Genomic DNA, 24,215 nt, shown 5'->3' with positions numbered 1-24,215 from the left:
GCGTTGTGGGCTTAGTGCCTCATAAAGTGGTATTCGATCACATTGCTGTAGGGGTGACCCGGGCCCACAATGCCCTGCGGGAACAGCGGCTGGTGCGGCGTGTCGGGGTACATCTCTGCCTCGAGGGCAAAGCCGGCGCCCCAACCATAGTTGGCATCGTCCTTGGCGTGCTCGTCGCCCAGCCAGTTACCGGTGTAGAGCTGAACGCCCGGTGCGGTGGTGTAGTAATTCAGCTCGCGGCCGGTCCACATCTCCTCGACATGCAGGGCGCGACGCAGGTTGCGGCCGTACTGATAGCCATCGATGCACAGGCAGTGGTCGTAGCCGCGTGCCTGCTTAATCTGCGGGTCGTCGGCTTCCATGCCGGGCGCGACGGGGCGCAGCTCACGGAAATCAAACGGCGTGCCCTCGACCGGAGTGATCTCGCCGGTGGGGATGTTCTGCTCGTTGATGGGCAGGTAGTTGGCAGCGTTGGCAACAAAGAAGTGCTCACAGTCCATGCCGGCGTTATGGCCGGCAAGGTTAAAGTACGTGTGGTTGGTCATGGACACGTAGGTGGCGCGGTCGCTCTCGCAGCCATACTCGATGCGAAAGACGCCGGTGCGTGTAACGGTAAACACGGCCGTAAAGGTTCGGTTGCCGGGCAGGCCAAGCTCGCCATCCTTAAGCGAGGTGGTCATGCGCACAGCATTGTGGGCCTCGTCGAGTTCAACATCCCATACGCGTTTGTGCAGACCATGCTCAAGATCGCTGTGCAGGTTGTTGGCGCCCTCGTTGGCGGGCATATGCCAGTCCGTGCCGTCGATGGTGATCGTGGCGCCCGCGGTGCGGTTGGCCACGGGGCCGATAGTCGCGCCAAAGCAAGCGGGGTTGTCAAAGTAATCCTCGAGCTTATCGAAGCCCAGCACCACATCGCGCACGTTGCCGGGGATGTCGGGCACGTCGATGCCCAACACGGTGGCGCCATAGTCCATAATGCGAACGCAGATCTCGGGCCCGTTGAGGGTGTAACGATGAACGGGGGTACCACACGGCGCGGTGCCGAAAAGCTCGGAAGTGATCATTTGGTTCCTAACATCGAGATATTTCGGACAAACTGTAGCGCGAACAGGCGAGATTATCACTACACCCCACTAAAGCAGGGGGTATTTTTCTCAAAAAAGTGATGATTGGAGCTGTGCGGGCGTTCATTTTTGACGCGCACGAGTCTGATACAATTTGTTCGTTACTGTTTGAATGATATGCGCGCAAAGAACGGCGAGGATTCATCGTGATTAAGGCAGAGCGACAGGATAGGGTTCGTCAGCTGCTCGAAGAGCAGGGCACGGTCTCGGTTAAGGAGATCTCAGATGCGTTAGGTGTCTCGGATATGACGATTCGTCGTGACCTTGAGGAGCTTGCGAGCCTGGGCGAGATCGAGCGCGTGCACGGTGGAGCCCGCAGTGCGCAGGGCCGTCCACATGCTATGTTGCGCCATGAGTATTCGCACAGCGAAAAGCGCACCAAGCATGCCGAGGAAAAGTTGCAGATCGCGCGCCGCGCCGTGGAGCTTATCGAGGAAGGCTCGACCATCTTTTTGGGTACGGGCACCACGGTTGAGCAGATGGCCTCGATGCTGCCGGCATTTCGTCTGCGCATCGTGACCAATTCGCTTTCGGTGTTTAACCTGCTCGAGGCGCGCGAGGACTGCGACCTGTGCCTAGTGGGCGGCATGTACCGTCGCCGTACCGCCGCTTTTGTGGGACCAACGGCCGAGGATACCCTGCGTGCACTGGGTATCGACGCGGCGTTTATCGGCGCCAACGGCATTCTGGATGGCGACGTGTCTACGTCTAATATGGATGAGGGTCGTATCCAGCAGCTCGCCTTTAGCAAGGCCGACTCGCGCTATCTGATCGCCGACTCCAGTAAGATCGGCAAGCGCGACTTCTACACCTTCTGCCGTCTGGACAGCCTGGACGCCGTGGTGTGCGAGCCGGGCATCGCCGCCGAGGATCGCGCCGCCATCGAGGAACTCACGCAGGTCATTTGCTAGCTAGCGCTGCAAGCGATACATCTGCCCCCTGCCGGCGCGGGGGTACCGCTTTACAATGACGCGTAAATAACTTTGGGCAACAAGGATGAGGCTATTCTGGGATATGACTAGACTCCGTATTTCGTCTTTATGTCCCTTGAGAATGAATCGTAGTCTTCATAGAGCCCCTCTCTGCTTTCATCCTCGGCGTGGTTTACACGTTCAAGGAGCTTATCCTTTGGAGCCTCTTTTGTTATTGCGGCCTCGCTATCGGGTAATGTGGATTGCAAGAATAGTTCTAGAGCATGGACGTCTTTGAGTATGTAGCCCGTCGAACGACCCGCTCCTGTTTTTTCGATTGCGCTGCAACTAACAAGCTGACCGAGGGTTCGTTTAACGGTAACCTCGCTGATATCGGGGCAGTTGGATCGGATGTCGGATTTCTTAATGACACCGGGTCTCTGTTGAAATAGAACGGCGATGCGCGCTTGCTTCGACATGGGACGAGTGCTTGATTCAATTAAGGTACGCTGCTCGAGCTGTCGGTAGGCGGCCAGGGTTGTTCCGAGCATGAAACGGATAAAGGGTGCTTCGGTGTTTTGATTTTCATTCCATCCAGCGGAGCTTGCAGCGAGGGCGTTGTAGTAGAGCGCCTTGTTGTCTTCAATAAGTCGTTCGATGCTGATGTAACGCGCAACGTCGTATCCAGTCTTTTCGAGTAGCAGCGTTGTAAGGAGCCGGCTCATCCTGCCATTGCCATCGTTGAAGGGATGAATGCTGACAAAATCGAAGATGAAGCGGAATGATATAAGGAGGGGGTCGCAAACTTGACGAGATAAGGCGTCGTTGAGGGACCGACAGGCTTCTTCGATAAGTCCGGGGGTTGCTAGGGCCGAAGGCGGCCTAAAGCGCACAAATCGATTGCCTTGATCGTCGATGGAGATGATTTCGTTATCGCTATCTTTCCAATGGCCCCCATACGAGATTGCTGTGTGTACCATGAGGTCACGATGCAACTGCAGAATGACCGATGGCGTTACGGGAATGGAATCGTGTTGCTCGTGAATAAGCGACAGCACATCTCGGTATCCAGCGATTTCTTCCTCTGCGCGGGAGCTTGGCTTGGCGGAATACGCCATGATCGCTTTGAGTCTTTTTTGGGTGGTAACAATTCCTTCAAGTCCGTTGGAGGATTGGGTGCTTTGGATCTTAGCTTCCTCCATAAGGGACGATAGAAGTTCGGGTTTGACTTGACTCAGAGCAAGCTGTCGGCCTTTATGCTCGCGTATCGAGAGGAGGAGGTTGGTGATTGGAGTTGCTTCGAGTTCCGCTGGGACTGTGGTGTAATCGAACTGGCGCATGCGGCTCCTTTCGGTATCACGAACACACTTTCGATATCATAATATCATTAAATGATACCGAAAGTATGTTCGTGATACCGAAAACTAGAAACCATGCTTCATAACTGCTTGGAAAGTTTGGATTTGACTATCTTATTGTCTTGATCTGTAACATCTAGACGGTCAAAAGTGGTCTACATGTTACAGATCGAGATTGTTCGGCCCGGGCCACCCGTTCGTCTAAATCTGTAACAGCTAGGGCCGAAATACTCGACTAGATGTTACAGATCGAGACGAATGATCCGCTCGGGCCCACCAAAACAAAAAAGCCGCATGCGAACCCATGGAGGGATTCGTATGCGGCCGACAGGGGGTATGCGGCAAAAGTTAGGCCATGAGCAGGCCGGTCTCCGCGACGTTCTTGTACCAGTACGCGCTTGCCTTGGGATAGCGCTTCTGGGTCTCAAAGTCGATGTAGAACAGGCCGTAACGCTTGTTATAGCCGTTGGTCCAGGAGAACTGGTCCTGCAGCGACCACACGAAGTAACCGTCGACGTTCACGCCGCCGTCGATTGCCTTGAGGATCCATGCGAGATGCTGGCGCATATAGTCGATGCGAGGGGCGTCGTCGATAAAGCCATCCTCGAAGTCGTCCTTATAGCCCATGCCGTTCTCGGTGATGTAGATCTTCTTGTAGTTGGGGTAATCGTTCTTAATACGCAGCAGCAGGTCGTAGAGGCCCTCGGGATAGATGATCCAGTCCCAATCGGTGGTGGGTACGCCTTCGCGCACGCATGACTCGCCCACGCCCTTGAGGAACCAGCGCGAGGAGCCCTTGTCACCGGTGCCATTGTGGTTGATGTCATTTTCGCCCTCGGCGGCACGCAGGAACTGGCACTTGTAGGTGTTGACGCCCAGGCAATCGTTGTAGGGGAGCGCGGCGGTCAGCGCGGCGATGTCCTCGTCGCGGACGTCGAGCTCGCCGCCGGCGATATGGGACAGCTTGGTCGCAGCCTCCATCGTGTCGGCGGCATAGTGGCCGCGGAAGGTGGCGTCGAGTACCCAGCGGTTGTTGATGACGTCGGCCATGCGAGCTGCCTCGCAGTCGGCGGCGTTGTTGGGGTCGAGGGGATACTTGGGCTCCAGGTTCTGGACAATGCCGATCTCGCCCTCAAAGCCACCCTCATGGAAGGCGACGACGGCCTTGGCGTGGGCCACCATCATGTTGTGCATGAGCTGGAAGGCCTTGTCCAGGCGATACTTCTCGCCGTGCGGCCAGTTGCCGACGATAAAGCTGCCCTCGGCGGTCGCGGGAATCTCGTTAAAGGTAAACCAGTGCTTGACCTCGGTGAACTCGGCAAAGCAGAACTTGGCGTACTCGACAAAGGCGTCGATCGTCGTGCGCGTCAGGAAGCCCTCGCCGCCGTTCTGGTAAAAGGCCTCGGGCGTATCAAAGTGATCGAGCGTGACATAGGGGATAACGCCGGCTTTATTGCAGGTGGCAAAGAGCTCGTGATAGAAGGCAACACCCTCGGGGTTAATCTCACCAGTGCCGCTGGGGAAGATACGGCTCCAAGCGATGGAGACACGAATGCCGTTGATGCCGAAGCGCTGGCACAGGTCGATATCGACCGGGTACTTGTTGTAGAAATCGCTTGCGGGGTCGGGGGAGAAACGGCCCTGAGCAGCCAGGAAATCGTCCCAGGGCACTTTGCCCTTGCCGTGTGTACGGGTCTCGCCCTCAACCTGGTAAGCAGCGGTGGCGCCGCCAAACACAAAGCCGTCGGGGAACTGCATGGGGTTGGTCATGAGTCATCCTTTCTGTGGGATACGAATAGGGAGAGGTGCCCGAACCGGGAATCCGGGCACCAACAGAGGGAGGAACTAGTCGAGGTTCTCGCGGAGCCACTTGATGGCGCCAGCGGGGTCGCGAGTAAGGTCGATATATTCCTTACCGCGGGGAGCGAGCAGCTTAATGCCCAGGCGATCGGTGTCGGCCTTCATGTCGTTGTAGTAGCTACGAACCTGCGGGGCGAGCACGATGACGTCGTACTGATCCATGATGGCAGTGTGCTGACCATAGGCGCCTGCGGAGGAAGCGATGTTCTCTCCGGTCTGCGCGGCACCTTCCTTGATGGCGTTGGCGAGCATGGCAGAGGTGCCGGCGCCGGCGCACAGGACGAGGACCTTCAGGCCATCGACATCCTTCTTGGCGGATGCATCGGCAGCGGGCTCGGGCTGATCGGCGACAGGCTCGCTGCCGGCGGCGGCAGCGGTCGTCTCGACGGAAACGGTAGCCTGCTCGACAGCGGGCGCAGGGGCGTTGGCGGCGATGGCAGCGGCACCATCGGACTCGAGACCCAGCTCGGCGGCGCGCTCGGCCTCCTGGTCGCAGAGCAGCTTATCGTATGCCTTCAAGAACGGCAGGTAGATGATGGCGTCCAGCAAGATGATGATCGCGACAAATACCAGGGCGATAAGCTGGAAGTTCGTGGTGATGAAGATGCCGATGGGGGCAGGGGTAGCCCAAGGCACCACGAAGGAGAAGCCGTTCATGCCCACGTTGTCGATAAAGAACTTGGCAACACTTACGTTGGCACAGCCGGCGGCAACAAAGGGGATGAGCATGTAGGGGTTAAGGATCATCGGCGCGCCAAAGAGCAGCGGTTCGTTGACGGCGAAGGCAACAGGAACGATCGAGGCCTTACCGACGGCTTTGAGCTGCTTGGACTTCATAAAGAGAATCAGCAGAAGCGGCACGATGAACGTGGCGCCGGTGCCGCCGAACTCACCCACGAGCGACATGTTAAAGGTGAGGGAGTGGGCGGGGTGGCCGCCGGCCAGCAGAACCTGCAGGTTCTCAGCCTGGTTGGCAAGACGGATGGGGTCGATGCCCGGCTGGACGATCGAGGGGCCGTGGACACCGATGAACCAGAAGAACGCGGTGGCTGCCTGGATAAGGATAAGGCCAGGATAGGTTTCTGCCGCAGTGAAGAGCGGGGAGAGCAGCTTGATGAGCAGCTCGGAGAACGGAACGCCCATGAGGTTGCGCACGACAACATCGATGATGCCGCAGATGATGACAGCGCCGCCAAAGGGGATGATGTCGCGGAAGTTCTGAGCGATGGCGCCCGGAACCTCCTTGGGCAGCTTAATGGTCAGATCGCGCGAGACGCAGAACTTATAGACCCACACGGTAATGAACGCGGCGATATAGGCCGAGAACAGGCCGCGCGTACCCATGCTGGTGCAATCGAAGACAGAAAGCTCGGAGCCGTCGAACTTGGTGGTGAACTGCGTAACAGCGAGCAGCAGCATGCTGCACTGGGCGGCAACCATGGTGGAGCCGTCGTTGAGCACCTTGCCGGCGGGCATGCGACGGTTCATGGAAGCCGTAAAGTTCTTGGCGGTGGTGCCGGCAACCATGATGCCCATGACGCCCATGGTGAAGTTGTACAGCTTGTTGCACCAGTCGATGAGCGGCTGGGGCAACGTGATTCCAACTACGCCGGGAAGGGTGGCGATCAGCAGAAAGATCGAAGAGGTAAGGACGATGGGCATGCACCCAAGGAATCCGTCTTTGATGGCCTGGAGGTAGACATTCCTCGAGATCTTCTCAAAGAACGGTTGATGCTTCTCGAGCATCTTTACGATGGCGTCCATAGAGCTCCTTTGCTACTTGATGCGCGATGCATGTGGATGGAACTGGTCGTCGATGGATGGTCAGGACTGCCCGGAAGCCTTCCTGCTTAAGGAAGGCATTGCGAAATGACAACGTTGTCATTTCGTTAATGACAACGTAAGACATTTTTGGAAGAGCAACAAGGATATACGGGCGAGCGGTCGATATTGTCCGGTGAATGGTTGATTTATCAGTCAGGCAGGTAGTGTATGCTAGAACGCAAAAAAACAAGCGATAGAGAACCGAGTGGAGAAGCAGTGGCAACGATGGACAAGAAAAACGTCTCGATGAACGATGTGGCGATTGCCGCGGGTGTTTCTCTCAAGACGGTGTCGCGCGTGATCAACGAGCCCGATAGCGTGCGAGAGTCGACACGCGATAAGGTCCATTCCGCAATGGAGGCGCTCGGGTTTCGAACCAACTTTGCCGCGCGTTCGCTCAAGTTGGGCCGTTACGGGTGTATCGGCGTGGTGCTGTTTCACTTGTCGGGCGGCGCCGTGGACATGATTGACGGTATTGCCGATGCCGCCGAAGAGCGGGGCTTTGCTCTCACGATGATCAAAAAGCGGGCGGGGGAGAAGATGACCCTTGCCGATGCGGCGCACAGAATGTCGCAGCTTCCCGTCGACGGCATGATTTTCAACCTGCGTCAGATGGTCGATGACTTTGATGCCTTTGAGGCACCGAAGGACCTCAAGACGGTGATTATTACGCCGATGGAGCATCCTACCTGCTCCACCGTCAGTGACGACCAAGAGGGCGGCGCGCGCATGGCGTGCGAGTACTTCTTGAATCACGGGCACAAGAGCGTGTACTTCGTTTCTGGTAAAAAAGAGTCACTGTCGAGCCAGTGCCGTATGAAAGGTTGGCGAGCGGCACTCGAGGCGCGTGGCATTGAGCCGCCCGAGCCTCTGCAAGGCGATTGGAATGCGGATAGTGGCTATGCCGCGGGCCTTGTGCTTGCCGATAAGCCCGATTGCACGGCGGTCCTCGCTGCTAACGACTGCATGGCAAACGGCGTGATGATGGCTCTACGTGACAAAGGGCTCGGTGTGCCCGACGACGTGTCCGTGATCGGCTTCGACGATGAGCTTTATAAGACGATTCCCAACTCGATTCTGACGTCGGTGAAGTTTCGTCACCGCGAGCTGGGCATCCGTGCGCTCAATGAGGTCGTCGCAGGTCTGGAAGCCCCGAGCTCCAGAAGCCGTACGCTCGTCTCGGGCGTGTTGGTCGAGCGCGCGAGCGTGCGGGATCTGCGGGCGTAGACGTGCTCGGCTCGTTCATCTCAACCTGTAACAGTTAGGGCCGAAATACTCGGCTAGATGTTACAGGTTGAGATTGAGAGGATTGTCCTGTGCGTTTATCTCAATTTGTAACAACTAGACGTCCAAAACCGGTTCTAGTGTTACAGATTTAGACAATTCGACCCGGTCTCCCCGGTTTGTCTTGATTTGTAACAGCTAGGGACCAAAAACTCGGTTAGATGTTACAGATTGAGATAAACGGCTTTCGACCTGCACAAAAGGGCCGGGGGCAGCGCGTCGTGTGACGTGCCGCCCCCGGCTGAGAAATGGGGACAGGTTATGTGGGCGGGTAACCCCGTCAGCCGCTAGTCCAGACGGCGGGTCTGCGCTACGTGCTTGTACCAGTAGGCGCTTGCCTTGGGCGTGCGCTTCTGGGTTTTAAAGTCAACGTAGAAGAAGCCATAGCGCTTGTTGTAGCCATTGGTCCAGGAGAACTGATCCTGCAGGCTCCACAGGAAGTAGCCACCCACGTTGACGCCCACCTCCATGGCCTTAAGCAGCCAGCGCAGGTGCTGCTCGATGTAGTCGATGCGCGGCTGGTCGTCCACAAAACCGTCCTTGTAGGGGTCCTTGTAGCCCATGCCGTTCTCGGTGATGAAGATCTGCTTGTAGTTGGGGTAGCGCTGCTTAATGTAGACGAGAAGATCGAACAGACCCTCGGGATAGATAATCCAGTCCCAGTCGGTGGTGGGGATGCCAGGCTTGTTCACATGCTCGCCAATGCCCTTAACGCGCCAGCGGCCGGTGCCCTTCTCACCCGTACCGTTGTGGTGCAGGTCGTTCTCGCCATCGTAAGCCTTGAGGAAGCGGCACTGGTAGTTGTTAACGCCCAGGTAGTCGTTGTAGAGCGCGGCCTCGCGCATAATCTCGAGGTCCTCGTCCAGGATCTCGATGGTGCCGCCTGAGACGGCAGCCAGGCGGTTGGCGCACTCGAGGGTGTCGGGGGCATAGTCGCCGCGGAAGGTGGCGTCGAGCAGAAACTGGTTCTGCAGCACGTGCTCGTTGTTGGCGGCTTTGATGTCGGCGGGGTCGTTCTCGTTGAGCGGATACTTAAACTCCAGCGACTGAATGACGCCGATCTTGCCCTTAAAGCCGCCGTTGTGGAAGGCCAGCACGGCCTTGGCGTGGGCGAGCATCATGTTGTGCTCGCACTGGAAGGCCTCGGCCAGATGCGCCTTGACGCCACCGGGGAAGGTGCCCTCAATGTAGGTGTTGGAGGCGTCGGCCCAGATCTCGTTAAAGGTGAACCAGTAGGTTATCTGGTCGGCGTACTCCTTAAAGCAGAAGGTGGCAAAGTCCACAAAGGCGTCGATGGTCTCGCGGTTGAGGAAGTCGCCCTTCTCAAAGAGGGGAAGCGGCGTATCGAAGTGATGCAGCGTGACAAACGGCTCAACGTGGTGCTTGTGGCACTCGGCGAAGAGGTCGTGGTAGAACTGGACACCCTCGGGGTTGATTTCGCCGGTACCGTTGGGGAAGATGCGGCTCCAGGCGATGGAGAGGCGGATGCCGTTGATACCGAACTCCTCGCACAGCTCCAAGTCGACGGGGTACTGGTTGTAGAAGTCCGAAGCGGGATCGGGGGAGAAGCGCCCCTGGGCCTCCAGGAAGTCGTCCCAGGCAACCTTGCCCTTACCGTGGGTGCGGGTCTCGCCCTCTACCTGGTAGGCAGCGGTGGCGCCGCCAAAGACAAAGTCCTCGGGAAACTGCGCGGGCGGGTTGGTGACGCTAGCAGGGTTAACGGACATGATGATCCAATCGTCTAAATCGAAGGGCCAGCCGGCTGTGGATGGTCGGCTGGCCCTGAGCGTTACTTACTTCGAAAGCTGCTCGGAGACGAAGGCGAGAGACTTATCGCCGTTCTGGGAGAGCTCGATATACTGCTTGCCACGGCAGGCGACGCACTTGTTGCCCACGCGCTCGCAGTCCTTCTGCAGGTCGGCCAGGTAGCTTGCGGCCTGCGGGGCCAGGACGACCAGATCGAAGTCGGGGAGCATGTCCACGTGGTTGCCATAGGCCTCGGCAGCGGTCTCAAGATCAATGCCGCGCTCCTTGGCGGCCTTGGCCAGCGCGTTGGCGAGCAGGCCCGAGGTTCCGCCACCCTGGCAGAGCACGAGTACGCGCTTGCCGTTGAGGTCGCTGGCGGTCGTTGCCTCAACGGCGACAGCGGCGGGAGCATCGGTCTTTACAGCCTCGGCAGCGGCGCCGGCGGCAACGCTCTTGGCATCGGCCTTGCCCTGGAAAGCGTCGTTGAGCTTGGCGGCCTTCTCGGCGTTCTTGGCGGCGAGCTCCTCCTGGGAGATCTCGGCCTCCTCGGCGCACTTCTGGGCGTCATAGGCGCGGAAGAACGGATAGTACAGAGCGAAGTCGACGACCAGGATAAGGGCGAGCATCACAAAGGCGAGCGGCTGGAAGCCCAGGCCCATGATGGTGCCGATGGGGCCGGGGACGGTCCAGGGCAGGGTGTACATAAAGCCGTTCATGCCCAAGAAGTCGATAAAGATCTTGAGGATCCAGATGTTGGCGATCGGGGCAAAGACAAACGGGACAAAGAAGACGGGGTTGAGCACGATGGGCGCGGCGAACAGCAGCGGCTCGTTGACGGCAAAGCACACGGGGACGATAGCTGCCTTACCGACGGCGCGCATCTCCTGAGACTTGGCCAGGAAGCAGAACATAAAGACCAGGACGAGCGTGGCGCCGGTGCCGCCCATGCAGACGACGAAGTACTGGGCACCCTGGGTCAGGACAGCGGAAGCGTGCTGGCCGGCCTGGAACGCAGCCAGGTTGTCGGTCATGTTGGCAACGAGAGCGGCGGCGATGGCGGGCTCGACGATCGAGGGGCCGTGGACGCCCACGAACCAGAACAGGCTCATGGCGCCGTAGATCACAGCGAGGCCGATGTAGCCATCGGCAGCGGTGAACAGGGGCTGGAACACCTGGATGACGCCTTGGGCAAAGCAGAAGCCAAAAGCAGCGCGGAAGACGATGTCAAAAACCCAAAAGACGGTGATGCAGACGGAGAAGGGGATGATGTCCTTGAAGGTCTGCGAGATGTTGGGCGGAACCTGCTCGGGCATCTTGACGGTGATGTTGCGCTTAATGAAGAACTTGTAGATGATGCCGGTCACAAACGCAGCGATGAAAGCGGTCAGCAGGCCCTTGGAACCAAGGTAGGTGGTGTTGAAGCCGCTGACAGCGTTCGTGGCGATGGTATCGCTCGAAAGGAGCAAGAAGCCGATGATGGCCGCGCACATGCACGAGATGAAGTTGATCTGGTTGTTCTTGGGCAGATCGCGGTTCTGAGCGTCGGCGAAGTGCTTGGCCGTGGTGGCGGCGCAGGCGATGGCCAGGATGCCCATGGAGTAGTTGTAGCACTTCCACAGGGCGTTGTTGATGTCATCGGGCCAGTAGAAACCCCAGATGTTGGGGACCGAGGCTACCAGGCAGAAGATGGACGAGAAGATGATGATGGGGATGACGGAGATAAAGCCGTCGCGGATCGCCTTGAGGTACTTGTTGCGGGCGATCGCGTTGAAAAAGGGCTGGCCCTTTTCGATGATGGCGATGAGTTGCTCCATGCAATGCTCCTAAGAGTCGGTGGGTTAGCAACGATGGTAGCTTTTAGCTTTCGGTTGCCAAAATGTTGACGTTGCCATTTTGTGACACAAAAAAAGAAGTGAACAGGTGGTTCCTGTGCCTGCGAACCGTCGATTCCTTACGCGTAAACGTTTGAGCCGCCCGGTGGCTCTGTGTTTGCACAATGGCAACGTTAACATTTGGGCGACAAAAGCCGTTCGGGGAAGCAAAAATGTCGGTGAACGGTAGGTTTTGGGTGGTGAGCGTATGGTGGGGGAGGCGTTGGATATACTTGAAGGCGTTAAAAATGACTGCGCAAGGTGCCATCAATGGCATCGTTGACATAGAAAGATCGACCTATGGCCGCTGTTAAAATATCGGTATCCGTCAAAGACGTAGCGCGCCTCGCGGGCGTCTCGGAGCAGACGGTCTCGCGCACCGTGCACGATTCGCCCAGCGTGCGCTCCGAGACCAAGGAACGCGTGCGTGCCGCCATGCGCGAGCTGGGGTATCGCCCCAATTTTGCCGGTCGATCGCTGCGCCGCGGTAAGTTTAAGACCGTCGGCGTCGCCATGTTCAACATTACCGGCACCGGCAATCTCGACCGTATGGAGGGCTTTGCCGCCGCGGCCGATAAGCACGGCTATGCCATCACCCTCACTAAAGTAGACGGGCATCCGTATACCCTCGAGAGCGCATCGTCGCGCATGAGCGCACTGCCAGTGGACGGTATGGTTGTGATCATGAATCGCATGCCGGCAGACTTTGGCACTTTTGAGCCGCTGCCCGGCATGCAGACGGTGCTCGTTACGATGTTGGAGCACCCGCTCTGTTCAACGGTCGATAACGACCAGTTCGATTGCTCGCGCCAGGTGGTCGAGTACTTGCTGGAGCGGGGGCACAAGACCGTGCACTTTATCTCGTGTCCCGAGCGCTCGCTTTCGGGCATGCGGCGCGAGGAAGGCCGGCGCGAGACATTGCGTGCGCATGGCATTGAGCCACCGCGACTTATCCGTGGCGATTGGACGGCGCAGAGCGGATATGCCGCAGGTCAGGCCCTGGCGGATGATCCGACCTGTACGGCCATTTATGCTTCCAACGACGCCATGGCCTACGGCTGCATTCGCGGGCTCGAGTCGCGCGGAAAGCGCGTGCCCGAGGACGTGAGTGTGGTGGGTGTTGATGACAGCCTGGGCGATATCGTGCCCGACCGTCGCCTGACCACGGTGCGCTTTGACAACAAGCGCGTCGGCATGTGGGCGGTCGACAAGATTGTCGGCGCCGAGGGCGTTGCGCCCGGTGTGGAGCACATGCTGTTTCCGGGCGTGCTCGTCGAGGGTGATACGGTGCGCGATGTACGCTAGGGCGCAGGTCTGTTTGGGTTGCCGCTAATTGTGTTCGATATTGTTCAGATTGGTTTAAAAACCGTTCACGGGCGAAAAGCGACCGTTCATAGCTCGAAATCACGTTTTGCGCTGTTCTTTTTTGTTTGAATGTTATTGTTTCTGTCATACACAACGCAGCGCGTATGCCCGGACGCGATGCTCTCCATTGGTTCATATGTGAAAGGAACGCAATATGGCAACCAAAGAAGAAATCTCGATGGTTGGATTCGAGATTGTCGCATACGCAGGTGACGCCCAGACCGATCTGCTTGCAGCGCTCGATGCTGCTCGCGAGGGTGATTTTGAGAAGGCCGAGCAGCTGCACAAGGATGCCAGCGATGCACTCATCGGCGCTCACGACACGCAGACCAAGCTACTGTCGCAGGAGGCCGGCGGCGGCGAGATGGAGATGACCTTCATCATGGCTCACGCCCAGGACACCCTCATGACCACCATGATTCTGGAGAAGCAGGCCCGCTTTACCATCGATGCCTACAAGCGCATCGCCGAGCTCGAGGCCAAGCTCGCCTAACGAGTCCTCACAATCAAGTCCCCTTCCAAAAGCTCTGCCGCAAACCCGCGACAGGGCTTTTTCCGTCCTCCTCCAAGTTGCGGCATCCGGCAGTTGGGGACGTTCCCTATCTGCCGGCAGTTTGGGCCACTCCTTTTGCCATTGGGGACGTTCTTAAACGACTAGTCATTGGGGACAGCCTTGGTGCGCTCCATTCGTCCTCCCGTTCGATTTTTGCTCGGTGGGTATACTTCCATCCGCAATACAGACCGGACTGAGGAGGTATCCAAATGCCGGATAACGGGTCAATACAAAAAAGAGACGTGCGCGAGATGGCTCATGGGCGTCCTGTCCAGATAACCGAGCACACGACGGTAACCGAGCTGCAGCCCAGCCTGTCCGATGTCGTGTGCGCAAACAAAAAGCTGCAGATTGGCTTTATCGTTGCGCTCGTAGTACTGGCGCTGCTGTCGGGCTTTGTAGCTCGTCCGCATTTTGCCGATACCAAAACTTGGGACTCCACTATCGAGGTCATCGATCAAAAGAAGGGCAATGTTTTGGCGCTCACGACCTCGTGCGTGGCACTGTCTGCGGGTATTACCGCGCTGCCGGGTGATACGGGAACGCCGGTTGCCGAGCAGCTCGCGCAGCTTTCAGGCAACTTGGGCATTGTGCTTGCCGTGCTCTACCTCGAGAAATATCTGCTGACCATCTTGTGGTCGGTGGGCCTGGGTATCCTGATCCCGTTTGCTCTGGTGCTCTTTGCGGTCTCGCTTGGCATTCACGGACGCTGGAGCACGAGTGCCGTCCTGCGCCGCGTGGCGACCCGCGCGCTGGTAGTCGCCATGATCGGCATGGCGTTGGTGCCTGCAAGCGTGTGGGTATCGCAAAAGGTCGACGAAACGTATCGAGTGAGCATCGAGGCGGCCGAGCAAAAGGCGGCCGACGCTGCAGACGTGGCGGATAACGACAGTTCCAAAGCAAGCAAGAAAAAGACTGAGTCCACAGAGCCCAAGAACGTGCTTGAGCAGCTTGCCGACGGTGCCTCGGGTCTTGTCACATCGGTGACCAGCGGCGCCAAGCAGATGACCGATGAGATTGTGCAGCAGGTGACTGATCTGATCGAAGGCGTTATCGTGATGATCGTGACCTCGTGTGTTATTCCGTTGCTGGTGCTCGCGGCGTTTCTGTGGTTGGGGCACACGCTGCTGGGGATCGATATTTCCGGTCCGGCGAACTACTTAACGGGGCGCTTTCTGAGCGCTCCGTCCAAGCATGCCAAGAAGGGCGGGCAGTCCGTGTAGCTAAAACAGCTGTATATACCGGGGCATACTGCCGAAGGGCGGGCGAGACACGTTCTCGGCCGCCCTTTTGTTTGTTGAACACATGGCCGCTACGTCCGCGCCAGACCCAAACGGTCAGCAATCACCCGTGAATGGTATTTGTTCAAAAAAGAACAAAGACAAACAAATAGTTGTTGCAGTTAATGTTCGAATGTGTTCAAATAAACATGAACAGTGAAGAACCGCACATTCAGATGCCCGGACCTGAACGCGATTCAACACTTCCAAACAGAAACTACGCACCTGCGTATCTCTCAAGGAGGATGTCATGAGGGTTGTAATCGCTTCCGATGCCGACGGTATGTCGATGAAGGAGTCCATCAAGGAGATGCTCATCGCCGACGGTCACGAAGTCGTCGACTATTCCGAGACCCCTGCCGCGGACCTTGTCGATTCCGCGACCGCCGTTGCCAAGGACCTGCTGGAGCACAAGGATTCCCAGGGCTTCGCATTCGATAAGTATGGCGTCGGCTCCTATATGGCTGCCGTCAAGATCAAGGGCATGGTCGTCGCCAACATTTCCGACGAGCGTTCCGCTTACATGACCCGCGAGCACAACGGCTCGCGCATGGTCACCATGGGCCCGGGTGTCGTGGGCACCGAGGTCGCCAAGAAGATCGCCCGCGAGTTCCTGCGTGCCCAGTACGCCGGCGGCCGTCACCAGATCCGTGTCGACATGCTCAACAAGATGGCCTAACGAGAGCCACCGAGAACTCGAACTTCTACCTCAACTTGTGAATTCAGACGAAAGGACGTTCTGATGAAGAAGACCATCGCAATCGGTTGCGACCATATCGTTACGGACGAGAAGATCTATCTGGCCGACCGCCTGGAGCAGGCTGGCTACAAGGTGCTCGACTGCGGCACCTACAGCCACACCCGTACGCACTATCCCATCTACGGTAAGGCCGTGGGCGAGGCTGTTGTCAGCGGCAAGGCCGACTTTGGCGTGGCCCTGTGCGGCACCGGCATCGGCATCACCAACGCCGTCAACAAGGTTCCCGGCGCCCGCTGCGCCCTGGTTCGCGACATGACCTCTGCCCTGTATGCCCGTCGCGAGCTCAACGCCAACATCGTGGGCTTTGGCGGCAAGATCACCGGCGAGTTCCTGATGGCCGATATCATGCTTGCCTTCCTGGAGGAGCCCTACGAGAAGACCCCCGAGCACGATGCCCTGATCGCCAAGATCGATGCCTGCAACAAGGCCGATGCCGAGGCTCAGGCCGACCCGCACTTCTTTGACGAGTTCCTCGAGAAGTGGGACCGCGGCGAATACCATGACTAGCGGGTATCCGGCGTAATTTACTAGTCCGTTGACGGCTCGCGTTTCTGTGAGGGGGCGCGGGCCGGTTTTCTATCAGCCCTATTGACTTGGCGGGCTGTTGTAAGAAAGGGAAGGCTCCTATGGAGTTTGTTCTTGATAACGGTTCTATCCGCGTAGCACTGAGCACGGCGGGCGGGTCGTTCACTTCTATTGCGGCCAACGGCCGTGAGTACTTGTGGCAGGGTGATCCGGCGGTCTGGTCGGGGCAGGCGCCCATTTGTTTCCCGATCTGCGGTGGCCTTCGTGACGGTCACGCAACGACCATGGGTGGCCGCGAGGTAAAGCTCGCCCGCCACGGCTTTGCGCGCAAACAGGAGTGGAAGCTCGAGGAACAGAGCGACAACATGGTTGCGCTGAGCCTAAGCTCTACCGACCATGCCGAGTTGCTCGAGCAGTACCCGTATCCGTTTAAGATCGTTGCTCGTTACACGATTGATTCGGAAAAGGTGGCCGTGTCGTACGAGGTGACCAATGAGGGCACCGAGGACATGCCGTTCTTTGTGGGCGGTCACCCCGGCTTTAAGTGTCCGCTCGACGAGGGCGAGTCCTATGACGACTACGAGCTCCGTTTTGAACAGCGTGAGGCCACCGAGCTCTGTACTGCCGTTCCCTCGACGGGCCTGATTGATGTTGAGCATCGCAGCAAGAACCCCATGATCGGCCAGAACCTGCCGCTTGCCCACGAACTCTTCGACTTCGCGGAGACCATCTTTGACGTGCTCGAGAGCCGCGTGGTTACGCTGACCAAGAAAACCGAGGACAAGGGCGTGCGCCTGACGTTCCCCGATATGCCATACCTGATTGTGTGGAGCAAGCCCGAGGGCGACTTTGTGGCCGTGGAACCGTGGGGTGGCCTGTCCACCTGTTCCGACGAGGACGATATTCTGGAGCACAAGCGTGGCTGCCTGGTTGCCAAGCCGGGGGAGACCGTCACCCGTGGCTTTGAGATCGAGATTCTTTAACGAGCTATCGTATGTTTGGGGTGGGTCATGCCGCCCCGGAACAGGAGTTCAATATGATTCTGACCGTTACCATGAACCCGTCGATTGATACGCGCTATCAGCTCGACAAGCTGATCATCGACGATGTTAACCGTGTGACGCCCGAAAAGACCGCTGGCGGCAAGGGCCTCAACGTGAGCCGCGTGCTGCTGCAGCTGGGCGACGACGTGCTCGCGACCGGTCTGCTTGGCGGCCACATGGGTGCCTATATGGCCGAGCTCATGGATGCCGACGGCGTCAAGAACGACTTTGTGCCCATCGCCGGTGAGACGCGCATTTGCCTGAATATTCTGCACGAGGGTAATCAGACCGAGCTGCTGGAGAGCGGCCCGCAGATCGCTCCGGCCGAGCTCGAGGCCTTTACGGCCAAGTTCGCCGAGCTCGCTGCGAAGGCTGACGTCGTGACGCTTTCGGGCTCGCTGCCGCGTGGCGTCGATGCCGGCTACTATGCCGAGCTCGTCAAGATCGCCGAGGAGGCGGGCGCCAAGGTGCTGCTCGATACCTCGGGTGCATCGCTGGAGGCCGCGCTGGAGTCCGACGCTAAGCCCGAGCTTGTGAAGCCCAATCTGACCGAGATCAACGGTCTGCTGAGCACGTCCTTCACGACCGATGATGTCGATGCTCTGCGCGAGGCGCTTGCCGCCGATGACCGTTTTGCCGGTATCCCCTGGGTTGTCGTTTCGATGGGCGCTGCCGGTTCGGTGGGCTTCCATGAGGGCCGCGCGTTCCGCGCCAAGACGCCCGCGATTGCGGCTGTGAACGCGACGGGTTCCGGCGACTCGACCATCGCCGGCTTTGCGCATGCCATTGCTGCTGGTGCCGACGACGTCACGGTGCTCAAGACCGCCAATACCTGCGGCAAGCTCAACGCCATGGATCCCAAGACCGGCCACCTGGTCATGGACCGCTGGGACGAGGTCTACAACAGCGTTGAGGTCGTAGAGTTGTAGCGGTTGCGACTCCTAATAGAATGAGCGTGGATAATCTCCTGCTTTTGGTGCCCATACGAGCTCAAAGTGGGAGATTTTCCACGCTCGAGTCATTAGTCGTTGGGGACGTTCTTGTTTGACTAGTCGTTTAAGAGCGTCCCCAATGACTACACGCAAAAATGGCGCCCGCCGGCGATGTTGCCGGCGGGCGCCGTTGTCTTGAAGACGAAATGATCCGTTTTCCTTCGTCCGAAAGGGATCATTACAGTGAGTCGATAAAGCGCTGCTGGGCGGCGCGGCCGGCTTCATCCCATTTAAATACGCCGGCGTTGTCGAGCACGTGGCCAAACACCACGCCGACCTCCTCGTGCAGGATATCGATGGCGTTGTCCGCCGTAAGCTCGTCGGCGCGGCGGGCATAGACATCCTCGGCCCATGCGGCGTGGCTGCGGCAAAGACTATCGCCCTCGAGCGCGCCGGCAAGGTCGTAGCTGGCATCGGCCTTGGCCGCCAGCAGGTGCTCGCGGACAGCACCGAGCTCGGGAACCAGGCGCGGCGGAAGAATGGCGAGACCCATAACCTCGATCAGGCCGATGTTCTCCTTCTTAATGTGGTGATACTCGGCATGCGGGTGGAACACGCCCAACGGATGCTCGTCGGTCGTGATGTTGCAGCGAAGCGCCAGGTAGGCCTCGTAGATTTTGCCGCCGGCATTGCCGCGGGAGTCGACGCGGCGGATGACGGGTGTCACTGTGTTGTGCGCCATGCCATCGGCTGTGTGCGCGATGACGCCCACAGACTCATCGGTCCACTCGCGCCAGGCGAGGATAATCTTCTCGGCAGCGTCGAGCAGCTGAGCGCGGTCATGCGAGCGCAGGCGAAGCACCGAAAGCGGCCACTGCAGCACAGCACCCGTAACGCTGTCAAAGCCGGGCACGCTAAACTGTGAGACCTCGGTGGCATGCATCATGGGGAACTCGTGCGCGCCGCCCTGGAAGTGGTCGTGCGACAGAATCGAGCCGCCCACGATGGGCAGGTCGGCGTTGGAGCCAATAAAGTAGTGCGGGAACAGGTCCACAAAGTCGAGCAGGCACGTCAGGCCCTTGCGGTCAACGTGCATCGGGCGATGCTCGGAGCTCATGGCAATGCAGTGCTCGTTAAAGTACGCGTACGGGCTGTACTGGAAGCCCCAGCGATCGCCATTGAGCGAGATGGGGATAATGCGCAGGTTCTGGCGTGCAGGATGAGCGCCGCCGTCGGCTGCGGCGGAGCGTCCGGGGTAGCCCTCGTTTTCGATGCAGAGCTGGCAGGCGGGATACTTTTCGCCCGTGTTCTTGGCGGCACCTGCCGCGGCGATATCGCGCGGGTCCTTCTCAGGCTTGGACAGGTTGATGGTTATCTCGAGATCGCCCCAGTTGGTGGGGGTGCTCCATTTGATGTTGCGCGCGATGGCGGCACGGCGCACGTAGCCGGCGTCGCAGCACAGGCCGTAGAACCAGTCGGTCGCGGCGCGGGGCTCGTTGACGCCCATGCGGCCGTTGAACTCCTCGTTTACAACCGAAGGCCTCGGCATGAGCATACCCATGATGCGCATGGCGATGCGGTCGCGCCCCGATGCCGTGTCCTCGGCAGCACCGTTGGCAACGGCGGCCTCGGCAAGCGCGGCGAGCGTGCCCTCCAGGTCAAAGTCGGGCAGGGTATCGGGGTGCAAGAGCGAAATCTTCTCGGTCTTGAGCGCCCAAGCCATGTCGAGTGCGGGGCCCGTGGCGCCGATGCACTCCAAAATGGTGTTGTAGGCCCAGATGCGATCGTCCTGTCCGATCATCGATCGATGGATGGCATACTCAATCAGGCCCTGCGCGGCCTCGCGCACGTCGGTCATTACAGCCATGCCGCGTAAGCCCCCTTGTCAGAAATTGCGTAGTGGCGGGCAGAGCCCTCGCCCAGCCAGCCGTTCATCTTGGCAATGAAGGTGTCGACCAGGTCGAGCGGCACGAAGGCCTGAATGGTGCCACCAAAGCCGCCACCGTGAATGCGAACGGCGCCGCGGCCGTCGAGCACGTGCTCGGCCAGCGCCAGGGCATACATGGAAGGCTGCTCAGACCCCAGCTTGGCAACGACATTCTGCAGGTACATGGCGGAGCTGGCGCCGGACTCGCGCGTCAGGACCAGGAACTGGTCGATGTCGCCGGCGTTAAGGGCCGCCCAACGCTTATCGACCAGGCCGTTTTCGTACCAGTAGTGAACGGCGCGCAGGCAGGCACGGTCGCCCAGCTTGGCGCGCAGCTCGGGGAGCTTGGCGTCAAAATCGGCAACGTTTACCTCGCACAGGCGTGCCTTGCCAAACTCGGCGGCGACGTCTTGCATCTCGCGCGGAACGGCGGCGTAGTCGTCGGTGGCGGCCACGTGGTCGGCGCCGACCTTAACGAGCACGAGCGCATAGCCGTGATCTTCAAAGTTGAGTTCGAGCTTCTGGGTCTTAGGCTGAGCCTGATCCTCAAAATCCATGTAGGCAAGGCCGCCCAAGCACACGGCGGCCTGGTCCATAAGGCCGCAGGGCTTACCGTAGTAATTGTTCTCGGTGCGCTGGCTCATCTGGGCGAGCGCGACGGGCTCGATGGCGGGCGCTCCCCAGAGCGTCTCCATGGCACGACCGTATGCCGCCTCGACAGCAGCGGAGCTCGAAAGACCGCCGCCCGAGGGGACGGAGCAGGTGAAGGCGAGGTCGAAGCCCTGGGGCTCAACGCCCAGAGCAGCGATTTCGTGGGCCATGCCGCGGACGAGGCTCGCGGACGTGCCCTTCTCGGACTCCTGAACGTCTAGCGTGTCGAGCGCGATCTCAAACGTGGGATAGCCCTCGTCGGCAACGCGGATCTTGTTGGAATCGGTTGCCACGGCGATGCCGTCGACGGCGACATCGAGCGAGCCGGCGATAACGTGGCCGCCCTCGTGGTCGGTGTGGTTGCCGCTGATCTCGGAGCGGCCGGGCGCGTGCACATAGAGCACCTGGCAATCGCCGATGGGGCCAAACTCATCCTCGAACAGCTTGGTGAGCGTGGCGAGTGTCTTTTCGTCGGGAGCGGTCATGAGGGTCCTTTCCTTGGCGCATACTGACGAGCTTTGCGTCGTAGTGAGTACGTTAACAATCTGAAGCGGCATAAACTCAGCATCTACGATGCCGCACGTTACGGGCTATGTTAACGTACTCATAACACAACGCTTATCACTTTTTGAGAATCTGGTAATCGGTAGAAATTCAGCCGTGAACGGTATTGCCGTATGGACTTATAAAGCAGAAGAGGTACAGATAGAAAAAGTAGAGTACGTTAACATGCGTCCGACGATAGCGGGACTCGGCGCGGGGTGTATTTCTACCCGGGTCGGCATTCACGCTATTCAGATCTCGCAAGGGTGAAGGTGATCCAGTGGCAAGGTGCCCGTCCAACGATACAGGTACGCGTCCGGTCTCCATGGCTGACGTCGCCCGTGCTGCTGGCGTTTCGCAGCAGACGGTTTCGCGCGTCGCCAACGGCTTGCCCAACGTCAACGAGCAGACGCGCCAGCGCGTGCAGGCCGCCATGCAAGAGCTCGGCTTTCGTCCGAGTTATGCCGGTCGCTCGCTGCGCGACGGCCGCTACCATTCGGTCGGTCTGTGCGTCAACGATGTCACCAAGTTCGGTAACCTGACGATGATCGACGGCATTGCCTGTGCGGCCCGTGAGCGCGGTTGCGCCATCACGCTGGTCGAGATGTCCAAGACCGAGGAATTCTCGCTTGCCGAGGCCACGCGTCGTATGGCCGCATTGCCGGTGGACGGCATCATCATCGGCATGAGTCGCATGGCGCCCGATTTTGAGTCGTTTGATCCACTGCCGGGCATTGGCACGGTTATCGTCACCATGTATGCGCATCCGCGCGTGACCACGGTCGATTCCGATCATTACGGCTGCTCGCTTCTGCTCATGGATCACCTGTTTGAGCTGGGGCACGAGCAGATTCGCTATATTGGTGGCCCGTCGTTCTCAGTCGACGAACAGTTTCGTCGCGCCGGCTGGCAGGATGCACTCGAGCGTAGACACATCGAGCCGGTAGAGCCGCTCGAGGGTGACTGGTCTGCCAACAGCGGTTACGAGGCCGGCAGGTACCTGGCCGAGCACGACCGCACCATGACGGCGATTTACGCGGCAAACGACCAGATGGCAAACGGCGCCATCGCCGCGCTGCGCGATAGCGGCTTGCGCGTGCCCGAGGACGTGAGCGTGGTGGGCGTCGATGACTCACTCGACGACTTTGTCGCGCATAACGAGCTCACGACCGTTCGATTCGACTTGCATCAGCGCGGACGAGAGGTGTTTGAGCATGCGGTTCCCGAGGCGGGTACGGCGGGCAAAACCGTTGCCATTCGTATTCCCGGCCAGCTTATCGTTCGACATAGTACGGCGGCACCGCGCGCATAGTTTCCGCAGGTCAACGGTGATATGTTGAACATCAATAACAATCGATAAGGATGCCGGCAGATGGCTGTTGGGATGCAGCCGAGTGATATGATAGACGGGTTCTTTTGTCTATCTAGGAGGTTTTGCCTGATGGAGATCACCAAGGATATCCGCTACATCGGCGTCGACGACCACGACATCGACCTGTTCGAGGGCCAGTACGACGTGTCCGAGAACGGTATGGCATACAACAGCTACGTTATCTTGGGCGAAAAGATCGCTGTCGCCGATTCGGTCGACGCTGGCTTTGTCGACGAGTGGCTCGGCAACCTCGAGGCCGAGCTCGATGGCCGTACGCCCGACTACCTGGTCGTCCATCATATGGAGCCCGATCACTCCGCCGGCATTGCCGCCTTTATGGAGCGCTATCCCCAGGCCCAGATCGTGGCAAGTATGGGCGCCTTCCGCATGATGGTCAACTTCTTTGGCACCGATTTCCCCGAGCGCAAGATGGTCGTCAAAGAGGGCGATGTGCTCGACCTGGGCGGCCACAGCCTAACGTTTGTTGGCGCCCCCAACGTTCACTGGCCCGAGGTGCTCTTCTCCTACGAGGCCACCGACAAGGTGCTCTTTAGTGCCGACGGCTTTGGCAAGTTTGGCGCCAACGACATCGAGGATCCTGAGGGCTGGGCCTGCGAGGCGCGCCGTTACTACTTTGGCATCGTGGGAAAGTTCGGCAAGTTTGTGCAGGCCGTGCTCAAGAAGGCCGCCGATCTGGATATTCAGATTATCTGCCCGCTTCACGGCCCCGTGCTGACCGAGAACCTGGGTTATTACCTCGACACCTACAACACCTGGTCGAGCTATAAGCCCGAGGACGACGGCATCACGATTGCCTACGCGAGCGTGTACGGCCATCTGAAGGCCGCCGTTAAGGAACTCGCATCCGCGCTTGAGGCTCGCGGCCAGAAGGTTTCCGTCTTTGATCTCGCTCGCGACGACATGGCCGAGGCCGTTGAGGATGCGTTCCGCTATGACCGTCTGGTACTCGCTTCCATCACCTATCAGGGCGAGATCTTCCCGTTTATGAGCACCTTCATCCACACGCTCGCCGAGCATGCCTACCAGAACCGCACGGTGGCGCTTGTCGAGGCCGGCTCTTGGGCGCCCGCTGCTGCCAAGGTTATGACCAAGGAGCTCGAGGGCATGAAGGACATCACCCTGACGCAGAACAAGGTGACCGTCCTAGGCTCGCTCAACGACACCTCGCGCGCCCAGATCGAAGCCCTCGCCGACGAGCTTTCCAAATAGCGATATTTCGCTTTTAACGCTCAAACCACCACAAAGGGGACAGGCACCTTTGTGGT

The 24,215-nt window shown here is 58.9% G+C and carries 19 protein-coding genes; 11 read left to right on the top strand and 8 right to left on the bottom strand.

Features of this window, described 5'->3' with window-relative positions; translation table 11 throughout:
* Positions 1-11: 11 nt before the first annotated feature.
* Entirely contained in the window at positions 12-1,064 is a 1,053-nt protein-coding gene (locus DW123_RS01245; RefSeq protein WP_117763432.1) for an aldose epimerase family protein, read from the bottom strand.
* Between the two features lie 206 nt (positions 1,065-1,270).
* On the opposite strand from DW123_RS01245, the gene DW123_RS01240 reads away from it, so the two are divergent.
* The gene (locus DW123_RS01240) at positions 1,271-2,035 is read left to right on the top strand and encodes a DeoR/GlpR family DNA-binding transcription regulator (RefSeq protein ID WP_233505086.1); all 765 of its coding nucleotides are present in this window, start codon (positions 1,271-1,273) and stop codon (positions 2,033-2,035) included.
* A gap of 107 nt (positions 2,036-2,142) precedes the next feature.
* Here the strand turns inward: DW123_RS01240 and DW123_RS01235 are convergent, their stop codons facing one another.
* The 3 genes from DW123_RS01235 to DW123_RS01225 form a co-directional block, all read right to left on the bottom strand.
* Positions 2,143-3,375 carry a Fic family protein gene (locus DW123_RS01235; protein WP_117743264.1) on the bottom strand — a complete coding sequence of 411 codons (1,233 nt, stop codon included), beginning with the start codon at positions 3,373-3,375 and terminating at the stop codon, positions 2,143-2,145.
* A gap of 366 nt (positions 3,376-3,741) precedes the next feature.
* Complete coding sequence (gene lacG, locus DW123_RS01230) at positions 3,742-5,163, bottom strand: 6-phospho-beta-galactosidase (protein ID WP_199407118.1); 1,422 nt, start codon at positions 5,161-5,163, stop codon at positions 3,742-3,744.
* 75 nt (positions 5,164-5,238) lie between these two features.
* Complete coding sequence (locus DW123_RS01225) at positions 5,239-7,017, bottom strand: PTS lactose transporter subunit IIBC (RefSeq protein ID WP_117743263.1); 1,779 nt, start codon at positions 7,015-7,017, stop codon at positions 5,239-5,241.
* A 285-nt stretch (positions 7,018-7,302) separates the two neighbouring features.
* Here DW123_RS01225 and DW123_RS01220 point away from each other — a divergent pair, with 285 nt between their 5' ends.
* A complete protein-coding gene (locus DW123_RS01220) occupies positions 7,303-8,304 on the top strand; it encodes a LacI family DNA-binding transcriptional regulator (RefSeq protein WP_158564795.1) in 1,002 nt (333 codons plus the stop codon).
* 344 nt (positions 8,305-8,648) lie between these two features.
* Here DW123_RS01220 and lacG (DW123_RS01215) read toward each other — a convergent pair whose 3' ends face one another.
* Positions 8,649-10,088 carry a 6-phospho-beta-galactosidase gene (gene lacG / locus DW123_RS01215; RefSeq protein ID WP_117743261.1) on the bottom strand — a complete coding sequence of 480 codons (1,440 nt, stop codon included), beginning with the start codon at positions 10,086-10,088 and terminating at the stop codon, positions 8,649-8,651.
* A gap of 66 nt (positions 10,089-10,154) precedes the next feature.
* Positions 10,155-11,921 (bottom strand): PTS transporter subunit EIIC, encoded by a 1,767-nt coding sequence (locus DW123_RS01210; protein ID WP_118272993.1) that lies wholly within the window; start codon positions 11,919-11,921, stop codon positions 10,155-10,157.
* A 357-nt stretch (positions 11,922-12,278) separates the two neighbouring features.
* Here DW123_RS01210 and DW123_RS01205 point away from each other — a divergent pair, with 357 nt between their 5' ends.
* From DW123_RS01205 to DW123_RS01175, 7 genes are all read left to right on the top strand, one after another.
* Entirely contained in the window at positions 12,279-13,283 is a 1,005-nt protein-coding gene (locus DW123_RS01205; RefSeq protein ID WP_117743259.1) for a LacI family DNA-binding transcriptional regulator, read from the top strand.
* A gap of 214 nt (positions 13,284-13,497) precedes the next feature.
* Positions 13,498-13,836 carry a PTS lactose/cellobiose transporter subunit IIA gene (locus DW123_RS01200; RefSeq protein ID WP_055252615.1) on the top strand — a complete coding sequence of 113 codons (339 nt, stop codon included), beginning with the start codon at positions 13,498-13,500 and terminating at the stop codon, positions 13,834-13,836.
* 269 nt (positions 13,837-14,105) lie between these two features.
* Positions 14,106-15,119, top strand: a complete 1,014-nt coding sequence (locus DW123_RS01195) for a hypothetical protein (RefSeq protein ID WP_147351587.1) — start codon at positions 14,106-14,108, stop codon at positions 15,117-15,119.
* Positions 15,120-15,426: 307 nt separating this feature from the next.
* Positions 15,427-15,855, top strand: a complete 429-nt coding sequence (gene lacA, locus DW123_RS01190) for a galactose-6-phosphate isomerase subunit LacA (RefSeq protein WP_117735479.1) — start codon at positions 15,427-15,429, stop codon at positions 15,853-15,855.
* A gap of 63 nt (positions 15,856-15,918) precedes the next feature.
* Positions 15,919-16,443 (top strand): galactose-6-phosphate isomerase subunit LacB, encoded by a 525-nt coding sequence (gene lacB / locus DW123_RS01185; protein WP_118272991.1) that lies wholly within the window; start codon positions 15,919-15,921, stop codon positions 16,441-16,443.
* Between the two features lie 119 nt (positions 16,444-16,562).
* Positions 16,563-17,444, top strand: coding sequence for an aldose 1-epimerase family protein (locus DW123_RS01180; RefSeq protein ID WP_118272990.1), 882 nt, complete (start codon positions 16,563-16,565; stop codon positions 17,442-17,444).
* Positions 17,445-17,497: 53 nt separating this feature from the next.
* Complete coding sequence (locus DW123_RS01175) at positions 17,498-18,433, top strand: hexose kinase (RefSeq protein ID WP_118273032.1); 936 nt, start codon at positions 17,498-17,500, stop codon at positions 18,431-18,433.
* 241 nt (positions 18,434-18,674) lie between these two features.
* Here the strand turns inward: DW123_RS01175 and DW123_RS01170 are convergent, their stop codons facing one another.
* Both DW123_RS01170 and DW123_RS01165 read right to left on the bottom strand, forming a co-directional pair.
* Positions 18,675-20,303 (bottom strand): UDP-glucose--hexose-1-phosphate uridylyltransferase, encoded by a 1,629-nt coding sequence (locus tag DW123_RS01170; protein ID WP_233540100.1) that lies wholly within the window; start codon positions 20,301-20,303, stop codon positions 18,675-18,677.
* A complete protein-coding gene (locus DW123_RS01165; protein WP_118272989.1) occupies positions 20,294-21,499 on the bottom strand; it encodes a galactokinase family protein in 1,206 nt (401 codons plus the stop codon). The genes DW123_RS01170 and DW123_RS01165 overlap by 10 nt, the downstream gene beginning before the upstream one ends.
* A gap of 383 nt (positions 21,500-21,882) precedes the next feature.
* Between DW123_RS01165 and DW123_RS01160 the strand changes: the two genes are divergently transcribed.
* Together DW123_RS01160 and DW123_RS01155 are read left to right on the top strand one after the other, a co-directional pair.
* Positions 21,883-22,869 (top strand): LacI family DNA-binding transcriptional regulator, encoded by a 987-nt coding sequence (locus DW123_RS01160; protein WP_118272988.1) that lies wholly within the window; start codon positions 21,883-21,885, stop codon positions 22,867-22,869.
* A 129-nt stretch (positions 22,870-22,998) separates the two neighbouring features.
* The gene (locus DW123_RS01155) at positions 22,999-24,159 is read left to right on the top strand and encodes an FprA family A-type flavoprotein (protein ID WP_118272987.1); all 1,161 of its coding nucleotides are present in this window, start codon (positions 22,999-23,001) and stop codon (positions 24,157-24,159) included.
* Positions 24,160-24,215: the final 56 nt, after the last annotated feature.

This window comes from Collinsella sp. AM10-26, assembly GCF_003472525.1.
GTDB lineage: Bacteria > Actinomycetota > Coriobacteriia > Coriobacteriales > Coriobacteriaceae > Collinsella.
The sequence above is the reverse complement of the archived record's forward strand: the minus strand, read 5'-3'. Positions and strand labels throughout refer to the sequence as shown.

What these genes read in the sequence shown, in the direction of transcription:
- DW123_RS01245 (WP_117763432.1), bottom strand. Translation starts at nt 1,064, where the DNA reads ATGATCACTTCCGAGCTTTTCGGCACCGCGCCGTGTGGTACCCCCGTT.
- DW123_RS01235 (WP_117743264.1), bottom strand. Translation starts at nt 3,375, where the DNA reads ATGCGCCAGTTCGATTACACCACAGTCCCAGCGGAACTCGAAGCAACT.
- lacG (WP_199407118.1), bottom strand. Translation starts at nt 5,163, where the DNA reads ATGACCAACCCCATGCAGTTCCCCGACGGCTTTGTGTTTGGCGGCGCC.
- DW123_RS01225 (WP_117743263.1), bottom strand. Translation starts at nt 7,017, where the DNA reads ATGGACGCCATCGTAAAGATGCTCGAGAAGCATCAACCGTTCTTTGAG.
- DW123_RS01220 (WP_158564795.1), top strand. Translation starts at nt 7,303, where the DNA reads ATGGACAAGAAAAACGTCTCGATGAACGATGTGGCGATTGCCGCGGGT.
- lacG (WP_117743261.1), bottom strand. Translation starts at nt 10,088, where the DNA reads ATGTCCGTTAACCCTGCTAGCGTCACCAACCCGCCCGCGCAGTTTCCC.
- DW123_RS01210 (WP_118272993.1), bottom strand. Translation starts at nt 11,921, where the DNA reads ATGGAGCAACTCATCGCCATCATCGAAAAGGGCCAGCCCTTTTTCAAC.
- DW123_RS01205 (WP_117743259.1), top strand. Translation starts at nt 12,279, where the DNA reads ATGGCCGCTGTTAAAATATCGGTATCCGTCAAAGACGTAGCGCGCCTC.
- DW123_RS01200 (WP_055252615.1), top strand. Translation starts at nt 13,498, where the DNA reads ATGGCAACCAAAGAAGAAATCTCGATGGTTGGATTCGAGATTGTCGCA.
- DW123_RS01195 (WP_147351587.1), top strand. Translation starts at nt 14,106, where the DNA reads ATGCCGGATAACGGGTCAATACAAAAAAGAGACGTGCGCGAGATGGCT.
- lacA (WP_117735479.1), top strand. Translation starts at nt 15,427, where the DNA reads ATGAGGGTTGTAATCGCTTCCGATGCCGACGGTATGTCGATGAAGGAG.
- lacB (WP_118272991.1), top strand. Translation starts at nt 15,919, where the DNA reads ATGAAGAAGACCATCGCAATCGGTTGCGACCATATCGTTACGGACGAG.
- DW123_RS01180 (WP_118272990.1), top strand. Translation starts at nt 16,563, where the DNA reads ATGGAGTTTGTTCTTGATAACGGTTCTATCCGCGTAGCACTGAGCACG.
- DW123_RS01175 (WP_118273032.1), top strand. Translation starts at nt 17,498, where the DNA reads ATGATTCTGACCGTTACCATGAACCCGTCGATTGATACGCGCTATCAG.
- DW123_RS01170 (WP_233540100.1), bottom strand. Translation starts at nt 20,303, where the DNA reads ATGGCTGTAATGACCGACGTGCGCGAGGCCGCGCAGGGCCTGATTGAG.
- DW123_RS01165 (WP_118272989.1), bottom strand. Translation starts at nt 21,499, where the DNA reads ATGACCGCTCCCGACGAAAAGACACTCGCCACGCTCACCAAGCTGTTC.
- DW123_RS01160 (WP_118272988.1), top strand. Translation starts at nt 21,883, where the DNA reads ATGGCTGACGTCGCCCGTGCTGCTGGCGTTTCGCAGCAGACGGTTTCG.
- DW123_RS01155 (WP_118272987.1), top strand. Translation starts at nt 22,999, where the DNA reads ATGGAGATCACCAAGGATATCCGCTACATCGGCGTCGACGACCACGAC.